Below are 17,620 nucleotides of genomic sequence, written 5' to 3'. Positions count from 1 at the left end.
ACTAGTTTGGGAGGGCTTGCCAATATAGCTCGAGGATGGAGCGTTTCTTTGAAAACCCGCATTCCAAAAATTCGGAATCACTATCGAACAATACACCAATAAGATCGTAGTTCTTGTTATCGCCTTTGATGACTAAACTTGAAAGCCCTGCTTTCCATAGTGCGAAGTACATGAAACCATCCGCAAAATCTTCGCTTGGCGAAGTCAAGGCGAAAAAGGTTGCAAACTCGCCCTGTAGTCCTGGTCCTTCATAGGCATGCCGCGTACACGAGCGCAAAAGATCGTCATAGAATTGATCCGGAGAAGCCCGAGCAAACAAGTTTGCTCGAATACGGATGATTTCCGGTCTTAGTGAAATCCCCCAAGGATGTAGCCACGGAGCCTCGAGGCTTGGTGGCGCATAGTGACTCCAGCTCGGAAAGAAGTACGACTCTGGGTCAAGATTGCACACACCTGTAGGATAGGAAGGCGCGCAATCTTTGGTTGACGCGCGAGAGTACGGCTCCAACCAGTGTCCGATTTCGTGTGCGACGTTTGCCAACAACGCCCATTCAGTTCCTAGTTCTTTGTTTTCGCCAGCGGCAGCGGAAAGAAATGGAGTGATCGTTTTCCCCCAGAATGCTGACGCTCGGCTGTTTCTGGCCTCTAAAAAGGTGGGAGAGTTCTTAAACGTTCTCTCGGGAAGACCAAGGTAAGGCATCCCATTGATATGTTTGAACCATGCGCCACCTGGAGACACATATAAGCCCTCTAGAGAGCAAAGTTTGTTCCGAACCTGTTGGGGGGCAACATGAAATACGCGTTCCATCAGCGAAGCCTGTTGCGAAGACAGCGAGGCGATGCAGTCTGGCGGCACATCGGGAGCGCCTGGTGAAAATGGCGACCGATTGGTTACACAGCTGCGATTGATGACAAATGCAGCATCGCAATCCTCCTGAACCTCTGCTGGAGCAGAGCTAATATCGCGGATCGGGATTAGCTCAATCTGTGGTTCCAGAGGGCCACATTCCACGCAAGTCGAAAGTATCGAAAGGAACCAAGCTATGCTAATGGTACCCAATTTCTCCTCCAAAGCTCAAAATCAAAACAGATTGGTCCGGAAACCAAGATGACTCAAATTTGGACGTATTACGCGTGCAAATCTCAAAACAATCTTGGAGTAATTGTATGACCTGCACCTACGGGCAGTTTCAGAAGATTTGCATCGATTTAATAGTGGTCTTCGTCTAACTTAGCTTGGTTGGGAAACTACCACAAAAGAGCTAGCATTTGTACTACTATAGTTGGTGATCCTGTGTCATGGAGTTACTGTGTCTTATCCACTATAGTATCTAGTTAGGTACATTTCCAACGTGGCTAAGCGATTTTACGGTTCGCTAAGTGTTTCGACTTTTTTTTCGCATTGCCTCAACCAAAAATGGTGGTCATGGCGCAGTTTTATCCTTCACGCGATCAGGATTTTGGCAGGAAAAATACTAATTCCGCTGGCTCTGCAGCGGCGTCCAAACAACGCCGGGTGGGTGAACGCAGGCCAATGACTGTTGTTTTTGTCGACTTGGTGGGTTCGACAGAAATAGGTGAACGTTTGGACCCCGAGGATTTGTTGGAGGTTATCCGCCAATATCGGGCCTTTTGCGCTGAACTGCTCACCAAGTTTGGTGGTACGATTGGGCAGTTTGTAGGCGACGGGATTTTAGCCTATTTCAGCTTTCCTTTCGCTCACGAAAATGATCCAGAGCGTGCAGTACGGGCTTGCCTTGCTATCAAAGATGGAATTGGCCAACTAACTACGCCTGCAAATGTGCCGTTGTCTGTTCGACTTGGCGTCGCAACAGGACTGGTTGTCGTCAGCGATATCACAGAGGGAACACTCGAAAAGAACTCCATTATTGGTTCCACCCCGAACCTCGCTGCCCGACTTCAAGGGCTAGCCGGGCCTAATGAAATTGTGGTCTCTGAAATCACACACCAACGCATTTCAGACCGGTTCGAGTGCCTACCGATTGTAGCGACGAAATTGCATGGTTTCGCAGACGCACATTCACCATGGCGTGTGCTCCGCGTCAGTACCCGTCCATTTGCCCGGGTTACATCCGTCGCTCATATGACTTCGTTTCATGGGCGCGACAAAGAACTCACCCAACTAGCACAGTCTTGGCAGAGGACTCGTGATGGCCACGGTACCGCGGCAATGGTTCAGGCGGGTGCGGGAATGGGTAAGACTCGATTGTTGCACGAGGTTATCGAGAGGCACGTCGGTCATGATTCGCTATTGTTACATCTACAGGCTTCACCTCTAGATCAGGACACACCACTTTTTCCATTTCGCGAGGGTCTTCGAAATCTGCTGGGGGTCACCGGAGCCAAATCTCTAGAATTTTTTGCCGAAGCGCTCTCTGCAAGTTGGTCTGATCACGAATTGTTATCTAAAGACGCTGTGCCATTGGTAGCAAATCTGCTCGGGTTGCCGGTAGCAAATGCCGATTTAGACGTGATGAGGCCGGAAGCGCTAAGGGAGCGCACTATTGCCGCCATCTCTAGTGTACTGCTAGCGCGTGCGCAGAAGCATCCTGTCTGCATTATCGTCGAGGACCTGCATTGGCTTGATCCTACATCCATCACGTTGTTGGAGAGGCTTCTTGCTGAGATGCGGTCGAGCAGACTACTCCTGTTGATGAGTGCTAGAGTTGAATTCGAACCCCACTGGAGCAACGTCGATTTGGTCGATGTGATACAACTCTTCCCACTACAGAAAGACACTTCAGAAGCCATGCTAAGTGAATTATTCGCAGATAAGGAAGTTCCTCTGCGATTGATTCAAGAACTTGGCCGAAACACGGATGGCATACCACTGTTTGTCGAGGAAACTGCGCGCGAACTACTACGCAGCGAAGCCACTGTTGAGGAACAGACAGCAGAACGGCAATTTGTGCCGGCGTCGCTACACGAGTTGCTTATTGCCCATCTGGACCGTGCCGGAGTTGCCAAAGAAATCGCGCAGCTCGCTTCAGTGATAGGAATCAACGTTGATACCAAGGTCCTACGGCAAGCAGCGGGGATTGACAACATTGACGAACGAGTAGCGATCCTTGTCGATCAAGGAATATTGCGTGCAAGAAAAAGTGGAACATTGGAATTCGCACATTCCTTGCTTCGTGAAGCCGCATATGAATCGCTGCTTCGAGAGAACCGCAAATCGTTGCATGCCGACGTCGCCGTTGCGCTTGAAAGCGTTTATCCTGACATAGCCAAGCGCCATCCAGAAACCCTGGCCCTGCATATGGCAGGCGCCGGCTCCAAGGATCAAGCAATCGAACTATGGATCGAAGCCGCGAAGCGAGCATTGCAAAGTGCTTCGTTGACTGAAGCTCGCCGGATACTACGAAGAAGCTTATTATTGTTGGAATCATTGCCTGATCGGGCGGACAGAATCCAACGGCAACTTGACGTAATCGGGCTTCTGGGCCCAGTACTGATAGCTACGCGAGGATCCCAGACGGAAGAAACTCAAGCGCTTTATGCCCGCGGTTTGGAATTGACCACTCTCTCACCAACAAAACCAGCGCATTTTCCAATTGCGTGGGGTTGGTGGAGGGTTTCAAAGGACTTTAATACCCACTTGGTACGTGCAACAAGCTTGCTCGAAAGCGCAAAACGGAGCATCAACTTCGGACACACGGCGCATCTCGAGCAGATGTTGCAAGCGCACCATTGCTGCTGGGCGAGCTACTATCATGCGGCCGATTTTGAACGTAGCGAGCTGCATCTCCGTAAGGGTCTTGCAGTTTATGGCCAAGGTGATTTTCGGCACCATGCTCAGCTTTACGGGAACCATGACGCAAGGTCCTGTGCGAAAGGAGAGTTTGCCCGAATACGTTGGATGCAAGGAAGGCTTAAAGCGTCGGTCAAATTCGAGGACTCGTCGCTCGCCTGGGCACGCAAACTCAAGCACCTTGGCAGCTTGGTTCACGCGTTAGACTCTGCTTTGTTCGTTAGCTTCTACCGCCGCGACTTGAATGCAATCCGCTCGATTTCGGCTGAGTTGATTGAACTGACGGTTCAGCATGACATTGCGGACCATGGCCTTTCTGGTCACATACTTGATGGATGGGTAACGGCTATAACCAGTGACCCGAAATCTGGCCTCCGTCGCATCCAAGAAGGCTTGTCTCGGCATCGCGAGATTGCGACGTACGAGGATTTCCCAGTCTACGCTTGTATTCTGGCCGAGGCTTTTCTTGTCAACGGCAAACCGGAGCGAGCTTACGAAGAGTTGACGCGCGAACTCGAAGAGTTTGATCGTATTGGTATCAAGGTCTGGCGACCGGAAGTGCTACGGATGCAGGCAGTAGCGGCGCAAGCAGCCGGTTTCTTGGATCGGACTATAACACTACTAACTCAGGCCGAGGAATTAGCTGTTCGCCAAGCGACGCCGATGTTCCGCTTGCGGAACGCTATGAGCTACGCTGAAATCCCGGACCAGTTTCGTGATAGAGAGCACGCAGAAATTAAATTGGCTCGTGCTCTTGCTGCAGTGCCAGAGCAAGATAACTCTGTCGACATTGTTGGCTCGCGATTAATGCTCGAGACCTTAAGAGAAAAAAATAGATAGTAGTTTTTCGTACTTTTACACAAGATTTTTGCTTTATTCCCTAAAGCCGGTTCCTCGAGCTGGGTGCCCGTAAACTTTTGCTGAACTGGCGCGAACTGGCTAAAGGTACTCTACGTGGGCTTGATTCACAGTATGTCGAAAACTGTTAAATCTCCAGAACCAAGATGCGTTCAGGATTGCATCACTACCTTGAAGGACGAAGATCTTAACAAAACACAGAACTTCATGCTACCACGGCCCGAAAGAACCAGATTATTTTCCAACAGCTGAAGCCTGCAAACTCGACGCAAACGCGCATATAGAAGCACTACGTTTGGGGGCATATTTGGGGGCAATCATAAGGTAAGATCGTAATAATATTAATATATTGCATATTGTTAGATGATTTATAAGAAGCCGCCCCCGGGCACCATTTAGCTAAGATAAATTATTTAATATCAAGGCTTTGATCTGATATCTGCTTTGTGTATCTACCATTACATCCATCAGTGTGTTTTGCATTGCCCGAAGCTGTGTGCCGAGACAACCGCTTGGTAAAAAGTACGAATACAAAGAACTGATTTAGCAGCGCGGCGGCTTTCGGACAATTTGGCACGATTTCCCGGAAAAAATCAAAGTGACTTCTGAGCCCACAGCATGGCGCGACGCGGCTATTTGTAGAAATATTCCCAGCCGCGATCTTCATGCAAACCGAAGCGGGCATTGAGCAGGTGGCCACTGAGTCGACATTCGCCGCGATTGCAGCAACTGTCGTTGCTAACGGCGGCTTTACGCAGAAAGCTGACTTTGCAAAGTTACCGTTCAAAGTTTCGCTTGCCTAATTTGACCGGCCCAGATGGTCGGAGGCTTTTCGTGGAAGTGCGGCACTTTAGATTGTTGGCCTATTTGAAGTAAATTTGGGTACGGAGCATTGTTGGGCTACATCAGCCAACGTAAGCGCCAGGGATTAAAGGCAATACGAAATCCAATTATCCAGATGACAATTGACGAACTATTGGTCGATTAATCTCATTACCCGAGCAAAACCTACCCAGCGAGCTTCAGCGCTGCTTTCGTTTGACCGAGATAATGCATCCGGAATGCTTCGGGTGCCGTGCTGGTACATCACGAGCCATTGCGTCCACGTTACCGAGGTGCCGCAATGCTCCGTTGTTCAGTAACACGCCCCGCCCAGCGTCATACCGGCGCTGTCCAAATCCGCTGGCAACGCATTCCCAGTTTTCCTTGGCCGCCGCGCTGCGGAACCTCGGCAGGTCGTGCGGGTCATGCCGTCCAGGTGTTGCTGCGACGTGATCGTGTTTCTTTGAATTACTTTGGTGGGTTAAATGGTGGGTCACTTGTGTTGTGCCAGGTTGCTGAACAGTACCGGTTGTCGGCCTCGGCTTTGGGCGCATGATTGTCACGACGCCTTGTGGCTTCGGATGTCCTGGGACGGCCACGTGAGTTGCCGTAGGTTTTGGTGTCAACTGTGGAACCTGGCCAGGAACCGCGGTGGGAACCTGATTGGGGGTTGCGGTTGGGACAAGCGGTGGCGTCGCTGTAGTGCCGCTGGGTTGCGGAACACGACCTGGCACTGCGACTGGTATTTGGTTGGGTATTGCTGTTGGCACAAGGGGCGGCACAGCCGTCGGGCCAGTAACTTGAGGCGGAACCTGGCCAGGGATAGCTATCGGAACTTGATTGGGAGTTGCAGTCGGAACTTGCGGCGGCACCGCGGTAGGACCGGTAGCCAATGAGGGAACCTGATTTGGAACAGCTGTCGGAACCCGGTTTGGTGTCGCGTTTGGTGTCAAAGGCGGAACTAGGGTCGGCGCTAGGACCGGCGTGGGAACCTGACCTGGAACCGCTATTGGTGTCGCAATAGGAACCTGACCGGGAATTGCGTTCGGGACCGCGCCCGGCGCAAGGACTGGAACAGTAACTGATGTGGGCGTTTGCTGTGTTCCTTTAGGCGGCAACTGATTTGCCACCGGCTGCGTTGGGCCGGTAATTTGATTGCCTGCCCCTTGCCCACCGGCCTGCCCACATCCTTGGCTCGACTGGTGCGGATTCCCTACGCCACGGCACCACCCAAAATGATTTCCCTGCGCGACGACCTGCGTAGTGGCCAGCTCTGCGCCCAAACAAGCTGCGGTAAGTAAAACAATGCAGTTCCGTTTCATAACATCCTCACCAACTTGTTGTCAGAGCAAGATACGCGCCAGGATCGCCTGAGTCGGTCAAAGGGCCATCTCTCAAAGGGACACCGACATATCCGGACAGGAAAAGGTTTTGCTTAAACTCAACGTCCAAACCCAGACCTGTCGATGCCAGTGTAGCATTATCAACTTCAAAACTCGCTGGGTCATTGTTCGAGATGTAACCCACGTCGAAAAAGACAAAAGGCGTTAAGCGATGAATGCTTTGGGAACTTGGAAAGTAGGAGTGCGACACTTCGAAAATCGCGGAAATCCCGGAATCACCGTCTACTTCGTCGAACCGATAGCCGCGCAATGCATAGCGATCACCAAGGAAGTACTCCTCGACCGAGGGCAACCGGTCGGTTGTGAACTGGCCCCAGATCTCGGTGCGCCAAGCTGTGTTGGGTGACAAGTTCGTAAGTGGGCTTTCGTATCCGATGCCGCCCCGCAGATGCCAGAACGAAGAGTCTCCGTCGTCAAAACTCGCGTCTGACGTGTCATTGTCATTGTCACCAAAAGATAAGGTCAGCCCCGCTTCCAGAGCTTGCCCTTTTGGATAGTTTTGCCCGTAAAGATACGTAAGGCCAACAACGCTCGCGTCACTGGACAATGGAACGCCGCCACTTACTGAGTCCGCTTTTGAAAGGCGATAATCCAGCAGAAAATATCCATATCGGGCTACATCGCGGATCACGGGGTAACCCATCGCGACGGTGAAGTTCTCGCCGTCAATATCCGTTCTTGCAAAATCCCCCGAGAGGTCACGTTTTGCGTTTATGTTTCCGTAGAAAATCTCACCGTAGAGACCATTGCTGTTCAGCGGCGTGCGATAGGTAACAGCGCCCCACAAAGAGTGTTCGTCGTCTTTGTCCCAGTTGTAATTGCCTGATCCCTCAAAGCGCAGTAAATCCCCGACGGTCAGCGTCGAATAAAACTCTTGTACGACATAGAAGCTGAGCGCTTCTCCAAGCTCACGCGGAGGGTTGTCGAGTGTCGCACTCCCGGCTTGTTTGCGCAGAGGCTCTCCCAATACCCTCAGCCTGGCACCTGCCTGATCCGGATAATCAAGTTCGGTCGACAATTCCAAATCAGGTATGTCCTCGGCCAACATAACCGCCCGCTCAAATTGTTTGAGAGTTATTGGATATGCGGTGGTGAGGGGGCGAAAGATCTTTTCCAAGTTTTGGAACGTGCGCGTATCTACACCTTCAATTTCGATGGTTTGAATACGCCCTTCATCAACAACAATGCTCTGCCCATCGGGGCCAGGCCAGGCCTCAGCCAAAAAATAGCCGTCTTCTCGGTAGATCTGCGTGATCGTTGATGCGACCTCTACCGCTGTGATGCGCCCTGACCGATCAAAGGCCAACTGACCGGCAAAAGTTAACAGCTCATCTGAATCATACACAGTTACGCCGCTGACAGAGTGCTGTGATGCTATGTCCCAAGTTTGTGCAATGCTGTATTTTGGAACTGAAACAATGGCCACAAAAGTGCAAATGATCGCAATTACAACCGAGTTGGTTACGGGCATTTTCTACAACCTTAGCATGATTGAGCATGTTAAAACCCAATCCTATTACGAGGTTTGAATGTCTAAGCTTGCCGTTATTCAAATTTGATCACGACTGGTGCTTTCGAGATACACAGCGAACAGACTACAATGCGCCTTCGTCGCCAAGGAACTCGATACCAGCTGTCGCGCCATCACTGTAGGCAATGCAATTCCACGGAGCGCGATCCTCACCAACGCCTACAGTGACCTGTGTTCCCGCCTCGCTAAACGCGGATGAGAGCACCACGACTTGCGAATTGTTTGTCGTGTTGGCTACATCCCGTAAACATGCCTGCTGAGCGGGCGTGAGCTCGGCGGACGCGCTGGACGTACTCGTGTCGTCGCAGGCTGCAAGCAATGCGAAACATGTCGCGCCTGCAATCATCACCTTCTTGTTAGTCATTTTCTTCTCCCTCTGGTTCCTTTGAAATTTGTGAAATTGGATGCGCATGTTTGAAGCTTTTGCGTCTGTGCAGCCAACAGAACACACCTCGATCCTTTGACTACCTTTCCCAAAAACTTGCCGCGGGGGGCTTGTGGGGCAGAACGACATTACGTTGACTACCGAGGCCGCCAACAACGTGTGATGGCCGTATGACGTCACTGGTAAAAGCTAGAGCGAACTTGGGAGAGAGGGCGAGTACGTTAAGTCTGAGCATCGTGTTCTCCCAAGCCAGATTATTGTGAAGTGCCTTCCGACCGCCGGCACTCACTCCAGCAGTCGGAAGGGCCCGGTAGATCGGGCGACAGCGACAACAACGGAGGTAAAAAAAAGTTGTGTCGAATTCGTATGTTCGAATATATTTTTTCATAAATCAACATTATTTCCGCGCGTAAACTTCTTTACGCTCTCGTACGATAGGCTTCTGCTTTCAAACAAAAAGGTAAGTGGGAGTACCCAGAGGGGAGAGTGTGTTCTCCTGAGCGGCGAAATGTTTTGAGACCGCACAGAAACTGAGAAAGGAATGAAAGATGGGATTCGGTGAAGCAGTTAAAACGTGTTTCTCGAAATACTTCCAGTTCTCCGGGCGGGCTATACGCACAGAATACTGGTGGTTCTTCTTGTTTGTGGTTCTCGTAAGTGCCGTTTTTGCCGGGTTGGATTCGATCCTGTTCGGGACAAACCCCGAAACAGGCCAAGGATCTCGGGTTCTGTCCTCTGTTTTTCAACTGGCCGTTCTCATACCAATGCTAGCCGCCGGTTGGCGGAGGCTGCATGATACAGGACGACCTGGTTGGTACTTGCTGCTGCCGATGGCGCTCAGCATTACAACGCTTTTTGTTATGCTGGGTGGGGTGGCGTTCTTTTCGGTATTGGAGCAAGGGACCGAAAACCCCGATGCATTGCGAGGACCCGCGGCAGTCCTGGGCTTGACCGGTATTGTCGTTGTCTCAATTCTGCAATTCGTTCTGTCGATTCTGATGATCTGGTGGCTGACACGACCTTCCCAAGAAGGCGCAAACGAATACGGCGCACCTGCTTCCTGACCTCGCTGTGGGGGCAACAGGTCGGAATCTCTGCTGAATGAAAGTGCAAACCGCAACACCATGGAGAGAGAAAATGAGTTTCAGACCGATTTCCATTGGAACGCTAATGATGGCAATGGCGACCACAGCATCGGCGGAGTGGTCGTTCAGTTCCGGGCCTAATCCCAATGCATTTATTCAGACCGGAAACATGACGCTAGAGCTTCAGTGTAACCGTATTCGCTTTGCTCCAGCTGGATATGAGGACAGCCAGGACATTGCGGAGAAGCAAGGGCTTTCCTTTCGTTTTTTGAAGAACGGCACCACCGAGGTTGGGGCATTTCAGGTTGGCGCTGAAAACGCTGTGTTGCAGATCGTTGACAATTATCCCGTCGAGATCAGTTTCAATAGTCAGCAGGACTATGGTTTTGTATTGGACCAGCTTGCGGCCAATGCATCGGTTAATTTGTCGATGATTGATCAAGATGTCAGCTATGGAATCTTCGACTTAAAAGGTTCCCGCGCGGCAATTCGGTCCCTTCGTTCTGAGTGCGCTTCGGATGCCAGCCAGGGAGCCTCCTATGAAGCACCCGAAGGCATCGTCTATTGTGGAGGCGGTGCGATAAAACGCGTGATCGAACCTATGATTTTGGAAAACCCGGAGGGGGAGTGGGACGCGCGAGTGGCAGTCAGCGGCGAGTGGATCAGAGCCATGACGGCCTACAGTTACTTCGGAAACTCTGAGCCACCGGCCGGATTTGTCGTCGCCCTGCTTGGGGAAGACAGGTCCGAATTTCTGATTTTTAGCGAAGGCTCGGCAAACTGGCTGGAGTACGGGGACTACAGGTATGATCAATGCAATTGATGCTACCTTCCAACCAGCTTCCCAAATAGTGCGCCAGTTGAAAGGTTTGGTTTCCGGGATTGTGCTTGCTTCGGGCCTTGTTTGGACCTCACCAGCTGCAGCGGCTGATGTTTCGCAACTTCCGCCTGGTTTTGCGGGCCCGTGACGCTGTACTGTCGAAGTCGATTATTATAATTGGGTTACCGCTGATGGCCCGCGAAGGTATGGGGAGTCAGTGGCACTTCGACGATCTTGACGTCTACTACCAGAACTGTGTGACAGGCGGACCTGGTTCATTCGTAGTCCCGGTGCTTGACTGGCAGGGCTTTGCGGAGGGCGTACGAAGAAAATTGGTACTGGAAATTGGGTCAGCGCCAGCAATAGGAGAGGTTATGAAGGCGCAACTTGCCTCACCCTCAGACTGCCTGATTGGCGAGAAGATCTGGGAACGGAACCAACATATCTGGAGCGAACCCTAGAATCGGCCTTTGCATCAACCAGCCGTGGCTCGATACAAAAAAGCCAGCAGCAATATTCTAAGGGAAACTAGTTTTCCGCGCTTCCAATGGAACCACACAAATGATGGTGAATCTTCGATACGGTGTGAGTAGACAAACTTATTGACATCGATTTGTACGAACCGAGCGAAATTTGTACGCTTATGGTTATTTCGCTAAGCTCTGCGACGGGCATTTCCAACTGCTAGATCAACCGTTCACTGCCGCTAAGACGACCGCTGACGATCGATTCCGGGGGCTGAAGACTGGTCGCTGGTGCTGGCGGGTTGGGTGGGGAGCGGACGTTCACGCGTAGTACTGCCAGGAACTGGTTAGAGCCCAGAGTGACAGATGCTGCGCTAGCTAGGAATGGCAGCGGTGCGCTAATGTCGACTCTGCAAAGTTGAACGAACGGAGTACACGGAACTTTTATCGCGCTCTCATCCGTTCTGGTGCAGAATTCTCCAAACCGGTCGATGATCGAATTCGCAGCTGGTGAAAAAAATCACGCTTTGACTGTCATCTGAAGCATTAGTCACTCGCTCAAAAGAGCCGAAAGCTGCTTCGCTCCCTTCTGAAGTATGCCCAGAAACGACATCAGACTGTTGACGTCATGACGTTGTGTCGGCGCGTGAACCGAAAGCGTGCCTACCAATCGGCCTTGTCCATCCTGAACGGGTACTGCTAGGGCAGTCATTCCGGTCATGAATTCCTCGTCATCGGTGGAATAACTATTCTCAGAGATACGTCGGATCTCCGATCGCAATGCCTTGGGATCGGTCAGCGAGCGTTCGGTTTGTGGTTGTAGATGTCCTGCCGAAAGAAACCCATCCAGCTTTCTTTGCCGTAGTGTGGACAGGTACATCTTGCCGCTGGCCGTGCAATGGAAGGGCACCTGTGTCCCGACCGGCAGTTGAATTCGCAGGGGCCACTTCGTTTCCACCCGGTCGAGATAGATCATGCCCTCGCGGTCTGGAATGGCGAGATTACATGTCTCGCCAACAGTTTCAGCCACACTGCGCAAGATCGCCAGTCGTGCAGTGCGCAAATGCTCGGACGACATGGTGTTGACCGATAGCAGTCGCAGCCGGTGTCCCGGGCCATATGATCTGCCATCGAGATCCCGCTGCAGAAACCCCTCGGCTTCTGCGGTTTGCAGCAGACGGTGAATTGTTGGCTTGGCCAGACCTAATGCCTCAATCAGATCCGATGGTTTTACGGAAACGCCACGCCGCGCCACCTCCTCGAGGATCAGCAGGAGGCGGAGGTTGGTCGGTATTTGAGTTTCTTTTTCTTGTGTTTCCGTCTCGGCCATCCTGCAACAGTCTAGTTATTTGGCAGCAGTATCAAGGCCAGATCGGGCACAAGCGACACTAAAATCCAAACCGAAAGAAGCGCCACCAGATAGGGTACCGTATACCGAAGCAACCGGAAATAGGGTACTCCTGTTACTCCTGAAGCCACATAGAGGTTCAGCCCATAAGGTGGTGTGATGAATCCAATGGACGCCCCCACAAGGAAGATCACCGAGAAATGGATTGGATCAATCCCAACCGAGGCCGCGATTGGCGCAAGAATTGGGGCGAGAATTATGGTTACAGGTAGGCTTTCCAGAACCATACCCGAGAAGAAGACAATCACCATCGACGTGAACAGAACCGCATAGTACCCACCCATCGAGGTTACAAAATCTCCAATGGTTTGTTGCGCGCCGAGCAATGACAAGATCTGTTGCATCACAACTGATATCGCGATCAGCGGCGCGAGGATGCCGGTGATCTGTGCCGAGCGGATGACGATCGAGGGGATCTCGGGGATCGTAAAGCCTTCGACCACGAACATTTCGGCGTAACTCTTCTCGGTTGGCGATATGTCGTTTCTGGCCCCCATAATCCGGTTGATCGGATAGCTGACCAAACCAGCGATCACACAGAAGCCAACTGTCACGCCCGCGGCTTCTGTCGGGGAAAACTTGCCTGTGTAGATGCCCCACAGCACCAGCCCAATGGCGAAAAATCCAAGCCAGGCGCCAAATGCCGTTTTCAGTACCCGGTTGAGCTGCAAAGGGATCAGATGGCCCCACCCGTTCATGCGGCAAATGATCCAGCACGCGAATTGCATACCAAAGACCATGAGCGCGCCCGGAAGAATGCCCGCCACGAACAACTCGGAAATAGGAAGGTTCATCAAGAAGCCATAGACGATGAAGATAATGGACGGCGGGATTATGATCCCTACAGTACCCCCTGCCGCAGCGGTCGCCGCGCTGAACCGTTCGTCATAGCCACCTTTGACCATCTCGGGGTGCAGCATCGAACCAATTGTGGCTGTCGTCGCCGAGTTTGATCCCGAAATCGCCGCGAATAACCCGCAGGCACCAAGCGATGCCATCGCCAACCCGCCACGTATCCAGCCCAGACAGGCATAGGCGAAATCGCTGAGCCTTCGGGCAATACCAGACTTGTTGATCAGGTCTCCGGTCAGGATAAAGAGCGGCATCGCGAGCAGGGCAAAGCCTTTGTTGAACACGTTCAACAGTTCGGCCCCCATATTGTCCAGCGTCAAGCCAAGGACGAATGAGCAGCCGATCACCCAATAGCCGATGACCAAAAACACCGGCACGCCCAGCATGAACAGAAAGGTAACCCCAAGTGAGATCAGTGTAACCAAAGTTCCGTCTGTCATCAGTCTGCTCCGATCACGGCCTGCTTGATCAGCGGCTCACCTGTTTTCCAGTTTTGCAGATCGTCGGCGAGGTTCTGAAACACACGCCCGATCATCAAAAAGAACGAAAGAGGTGCGGCCAGCAAAAACCACCACTGCATGATATTGTCCGTGCCGAGAACGATCTGAAAATTTGACGCCGATAACGCAACCAGTCGCGTGGTCGTCACGATGACGATCACCGCAAAGATGAACCACAGCACCGCATCAAGGATCAAACAGGCCAACTGCCCGCCTCGGGGCATTGCGGTGCGGAACTCATTGAAACTCAGATGCGTCCGCAGGCGAACATTGTACGTGGCCCCGAACCACGCCATCACCATAAACAACAAGGGAGGGATAGTGGTGGACCACGGTTCTTGATCGTTGAACACGAATCGGTCGATCACGCCCCAGAAAATGATCAACGCAATCGCGAGGTAAGAATATACCATCACCGACCGCTCCAGATGGCGCTCGATAAACGGCACTGTCCGATAGATCAGCATGATCACGAATCCGCCCATGGCTGAAACAACCGCGCCCAACACCCATGCGGCGTCCGATTCCAGCGCTGATTGAATCTCGAACGAATCCTGGCTGAGAAAGGCACTGAAGATCGCGCCTGTGTCTGCCCAAAACGACATGTACCCCGTCCTCCCAGTCGGTGTGTATTAGAACCGGCCCGCTTGGGGCCAGTTCGTCTTTTGTATCAGGCTTCGCCTTTCCACCAACGGCGCGGTTCTACGTTTTCCGGCAGGGTGTCTGCCGGAATCTCACGCGCGATGTCGTAGATTTCCTGATAGGTATCGATGCCACCGGCCCATTTGTTCAAACGCTCACGCCACTGCGCCCAAGGTTCGGGGTTGTAGTTCGGGGCGCACATCTCTTCGGCCAGTTTGATCTGATCATCTGGCAGGAACGCCGGACGTACTCCATTTTCGGCGAAGATAGTATCAGGCAGCTGCGGTTCCGAGAAACCGACGGTGTTCAGCAAAGCCGCTTCATTGGCACCTTGAATCAAAGCCTGCGTAAAGTAGGAAGACTCCATCACAGCATCCTGCAGCTCCCCGCCCAGACTGTCGAACACTTTGGCCGACATTGAGGTATGTTCAGTGCCGCAGAAGAATTTCAGGTTGACTGACTGCGACACCACTGGAGCCATGTTGGCATATGCGACGGCCGATGCCCACGTTTCAGCCCCGTCGATTAGACCAGTCTTCAACGCATCCAGAGTTTCTTCCCATGCAACCGGTACCGGATTCAGGTTCAACAGCTGCATCGCAATGCGTCCCAGCTGCGTACCCGTCACACGGTTCTTTGTACCGAACAGCTCTTCCAGTTTGGTGACGGTCGGCTTGTCGGCAAAGGTCGAACCCATTTGCAGGCCGCGCAATTCACAGTGGGTAAACAGGAACTTCAGGCCGTGCCGTTTCTCAAGCGGATCACGCAGAATGCGCTGGCTCGCCGGGCTGTAGAAGAAGTGATACTGCGCTGCCCGGCTGGGGAACATGTAAGCATAGTCCAGCACGTTGAGATACGGCGCGCCTCCAGCCGAGTTCTGGGTCGAGGCCGCGTAAATATCAACAATGCCCTGCTGGGTTTTTTCAACACAGCTCAGCTGGCCGCAGATCTGGTTATCACCAATGAACTCGATCCGAATTTCACCGTCCGTGCGCTCTTCCAGATCGCGTGCAAACTCGATCGCGCCGGCGCGTTCGATCAGCAGATTGCGGGTGTTAAAGCCCGATGCGCCAAATTTAAGCGTGTGCTTTGGCTCTTTCGAGAAGCGCTTTTCATAGGTTGATTCGGCTGCCTGCGCCAGATTCGCCAGGCTCATCGCGCCACCGAACCCACCTGCCGCCAGCAGTGTCGAACTCATGCCATACCGCCCGGCCACACGAAAAAAATCTCGCCGGGAAATGCCACTTAGTTTCTTACCGATCTCCATTGCCTACCTCCCTGATCGCAATTAATGAGACGTTTTGTATCAAAAAAGGCTAGTATATTTCTCGCATCTTGCATAGAGTTTTTTTCAGTCGCGTCGGGAGGAGACAGTTATGGAAGTCGATTATGCGGTAGTCGGAGCAGGATCTTCGGGCTGTGTCATTGCCAACCGTTTGAGTGCTGATCCCAATACGACCGTCGCATTGCTGGAGGCTGGCGGTCGCGACACCAACCCGTGGATTCACATTCCGGTCGGTTATTTCAAAACAATGCACAACCCGTCGGTTGACTGGTGCTATCGCACTGAACCCGATCCGGGGCTTAATGGACGATCCATAGACTGGCCACGAGGCAAGGTGCTGGGCGGCTCATCCTCGCTGAACGGGCTGCTTTATGTCCGCGGCCAGAAAGAAGACTACGATCGCTGGCGGCAAATGGGCAATGAGGGATGGGGGTGGGACGATGTCTTGCCCCTGTTTAAACGTTGCGAAGATCAAGAACGCGGTGAAGATGAGTTTCACGGCATTGGCGGGCCTTTGTCTGTTTCGAACATGCGCATTCAACGCCCCATCTGCGACGCCTGGGTTGCCGCAGCACAGGTTGCAGGCTACGCGTTCAATCCCGACTACAATGGCGCCGAACAAGAAGGCGTAGGTTATTTCCAATTGACCACACGCAACGGTCGTCGCTGCAGCGCGGCTGTGGCTTATCTCAAACCCATTCGAAGTCGTCAGAATCTTAACATCATCACCAACGCATTTGTGACGCGCGTGGTTTTGGACGGGAAAAAGGCGACCGGGCTGGTTTACCGTGACAGGTCAGGGGTCGAGCAAACTCTGAAGGTTCGACGCGAGATTATCCTGTCTGGTGGCGCGATCAATTCGCCCCAGATCCTGATGTTGTCGGGGATTGGAGACCCGGACCACCTCAAAGAAAACGGAATCGAACCGCTTCACGCCCTGTCTGGCGTTGGTAAGGGCTTGCAGGATCATTTACAGGCGCGCCTGGTGTTCAAGTGCAATGAACCAACACTGAATGATGAAGTCCGCAGCCTCTTCAATCAGGCGCGCATCGCTCTGAAATATGCACTGTTCCGTGCCGGGCCTATGACAATGGCGGCCAGCCTTGCCACCGGCTTTATGAAAACGCGCCCGGATGTAGAGACACCCGATATACAGTTTCATGTCCAACCCTGGTCCGCTGACAGCCCGGGCGAGGGCGTACACCCGTTCTCGGCCTTTACAATGTCGGTCTGCCAGCTGCGCCCGGAAAGCAGGGGGGAGTTGCGCCTGAACGGCCCCGATCCGTCCAAACATGTCAAGATCATACCGAACTACTTGTCCACAGAAACAGATTGCAGGACCATAGTCGATGGCGTGAATATCGCGCGGCGAATTGCCAAGAAAAACCCTTTGGCCTCGAAGATTTCGGAAGAGTTTCGACCAACAGAAGATCTGAATTGCAACGACTATGACGCTACGCTGGATTGGGCCAGGTCGAATTCGACCTCAATCTACCACCCAACCGGCACCTGTGCGATGGGAAGCTCTGAGGCATCTGTTGTCGATCCTAAACTAAGGGTTCACGGACTAGAAAATCTGCGCGTGGCCGATTGTTCGATCATGCCCGAGATCGTCAGTGGCAACACCAACGCACCGGCAATCATGATCGGGGAAAAGGCGAGCGATTTGATAATCGCGGATGCCTGACAGGCCCTCCATCTTGCCTGTGTGCGATGCAGAATGCCCAAAACACCCGCAACCGATGGATCGGTGTGCCAGTCGCGCAAGCTCAAGCTGTTCTGTTGATTATGTC

The 17,620-nt window shown here is 52.5% G+C and carries 14 protein-coding genes; 6 read left to right on the top strand and 8 right to left on the bottom strand.

The window, feature by feature from the left end:
- Position 1: 1 nt before the first annotated feature.
- The gene (locus AC2FLG_RS06205) at positions 2–1,060 is read right to left on the bottom strand and encodes a hypothetical protein (RefSeq protein ID WP_496705460.1); all 1,059 of its coding nucleotides are present in this window, start codon (positions 1,058–1,060) and stop codon (positions 2–4) included.
- 366 nt (positions 1,061–1,426) lie between these two features.
- On the opposite strand from AC2FLG_RS06205, the gene AC2FLG_RS06200 reads away from it, so the two are divergent.
- Together AC2FLG_RS06200 and AC2FLG_RS06195 are read left to right on the top strand one after the other, a co-directional pair.
- Positions 1,427–4,612: an ATP-binding protein gene (locus tag AC2FLG_RS06200; RefSeq protein ID WP_496705458.1), complete on the top strand. Its 3,186-nt coding sequence runs from the start codon at positions 1,427–1,429 to the stop codon at positions 4,610–4,612.
- 683 nt (positions 4,613–5,295) lie between these two features.
- Complete coding sequence (locus tag AC2FLG_RS06195; RefSeq protein WP_496692253.1) at positions 5,296–5,433, top strand: hypothetical protein; 138 nt, start codon at positions 5,296–5,298, stop codon at positions 5,431–5,433.
- A 219-nt stretch (positions 5,434–5,652) separates the two neighbouring features.
- Here AC2FLG_RS06195 and AC2FLG_RS06190 read toward each other — a convergent pair whose 3' ends face one another.
- The 3 genes from AC2FLG_RS06190 to AC2FLG_RS06180 all read right to left on the bottom strand — a co-directional run bounded on the left by AC2FLG_RS06190 (position 5,653) and on the right by AC2FLG_RS06180 (position 8,750).
- On the bottom strand, positions 5,653–5,949 hold the full coding sequence (locus AC2FLG_RS06190) for a hypothetical protein (RefSeq protein WP_496705456.1): 297 nt from the start codon (positions 5,947–5,949) through the stop codon (positions 5,653–5,655).
- 832 nt (positions 5,950–6,781) lie between these two features.
- Complete coding sequence (locus AC2FLG_RS06185) at positions 6,782–8,326, bottom strand: ShlB/FhaC/HecB family hemolysin secretion/activation protein (protein WP_496705455.1); 1,545 nt, start codon at positions 8,324–8,326, stop codon at positions 6,782–6,784.
- 124 nt (positions 8,327–8,450) lie between these two features.
- Positions 8,451–8,750 (bottom strand): hypothetical protein, encoded by a 300-nt coding sequence (locus tag AC2FLG_RS06180; protein ID WP_142638995.1) that lies wholly within the window; start codon positions 8,748–8,750, stop codon positions 8,451–8,453.
- Between the two features lie 569 nt (positions 8,751–9,319).
- Here AC2FLG_RS06180 and AC2FLG_RS06175 point away from each other — a divergent pair.
- The 3 genes from AC2FLG_RS06175 to AC2FLG_RS06165 all read left to right on the top strand — a co-directional run bounded on the left by AC2FLG_RS06175 (position 9,320) and on the right by AC2FLG_RS06165 (position 11,137).
- Positions 9,320–9,835: a DUF805 domain-containing protein gene (locus AC2FLG_RS06175; RefSeq protein ID WP_496701165.1), complete on the top strand. Its 516-nt coding sequence runs from the start codon at positions 9,320–9,322 to the stop codon at positions 9,833–9,835.
- A 73-nt stretch (positions 9,836–9,908) separates the two neighbouring features.
- Positions 9,909–10,679: a hypothetical protein gene (locus AC2FLG_RS06170; protein ID WP_496705453.1), complete on the top strand. Its 771-nt coding sequence runs from the start codon at positions 9,909–9,911 to the stop codon at positions 10,677–10,679.
- A gap of 107 nt (positions 10,680–10,786) precedes the next feature.
- Positions 10,787–11,137, top strand: a complete 351-nt coding sequence (locus AC2FLG_RS06165; protein WP_496703861.1) for a DUF1194 domain-containing protein — start codon at positions 10,787–10,789, stop codon at positions 11,135–11,137.
- A gap of 553 nt (positions 11,138–11,690) precedes the next feature.
- On the opposite strand, the gene AC2FLG_RS06160 is transcribed toward AC2FLG_RS06165, so the two are convergent.
- From AC2FLG_RS06160 to AC2FLG_RS06145, 4 genes are all read right to left on the bottom strand, one after another.
- On the bottom strand, positions 11,691–12,470 hold the full coding sequence (locus AC2FLG_RS06160; protein ID WP_496678596.1) for an IclR family transcriptional regulator: 780 nt from the start codon (positions 12,468–12,470) through the stop codon (positions 11,691–11,693).
- A gap of 11 nt (positions 12,471–12,481) precedes the next feature.
- The gene (locus AC2FLG_RS06155; protein ID WP_496701159.1) at positions 12,482–13,840 is read right to left on the bottom strand and encodes a TRAP transporter large permease; all 1,359 of its coding nucleotides are present in this window, start codon (positions 13,838–13,840) and stop codon (positions 12,482–12,484) included.
- Positions 13,840–14,505: a TRAP transporter small permease gene (locus tag AC2FLG_RS06150; RefSeq protein WP_142638249.1), complete on the bottom strand. Its 666-nt coding sequence runs from the start codon at positions 14,503–14,505 to the stop codon at positions 13,840–13,842. Before AC2FLG_RS06150 ends, AC2FLG_RS06155 begins: the two co-directional genes overlap by 1 nt.
- Positions 14,506–14,570: 65 nt before the next feature.
- Positions 14,571–15,809 carry a TRAP transporter substrate-binding protein gene (locus AC2FLG_RS06145; RefSeq protein WP_142638251.1) on the bottom strand — a complete coding sequence of 413 codons (1,239 nt, stop codon included), beginning with the start codon at positions 15,807–15,809 and terminating at the stop codon, positions 14,571–14,573.
- Between the two features lie 109 nt (positions 15,810–15,918).
- On the opposite strand from AC2FLG_RS06145, the gene AC2FLG_RS06140 reads away from it, so the two are divergent.
- Entirely contained in the window at positions 15,919–17,514 is a 1,596-nt protein-coding gene (locus AC2FLG_RS06140) for a GMC family oxidoreductase (RefSeq protein WP_271950774.1), read from the top strand.
- Positions 17,515–17,620: the final 106 nt, after the last annotated feature.

This window comes from Ruegeria sp. CDSA193 (genome assembly GCF_059611885.1).
This window is presented reverse-complemented; position numbering and strand designations above follow the sequence as displayed.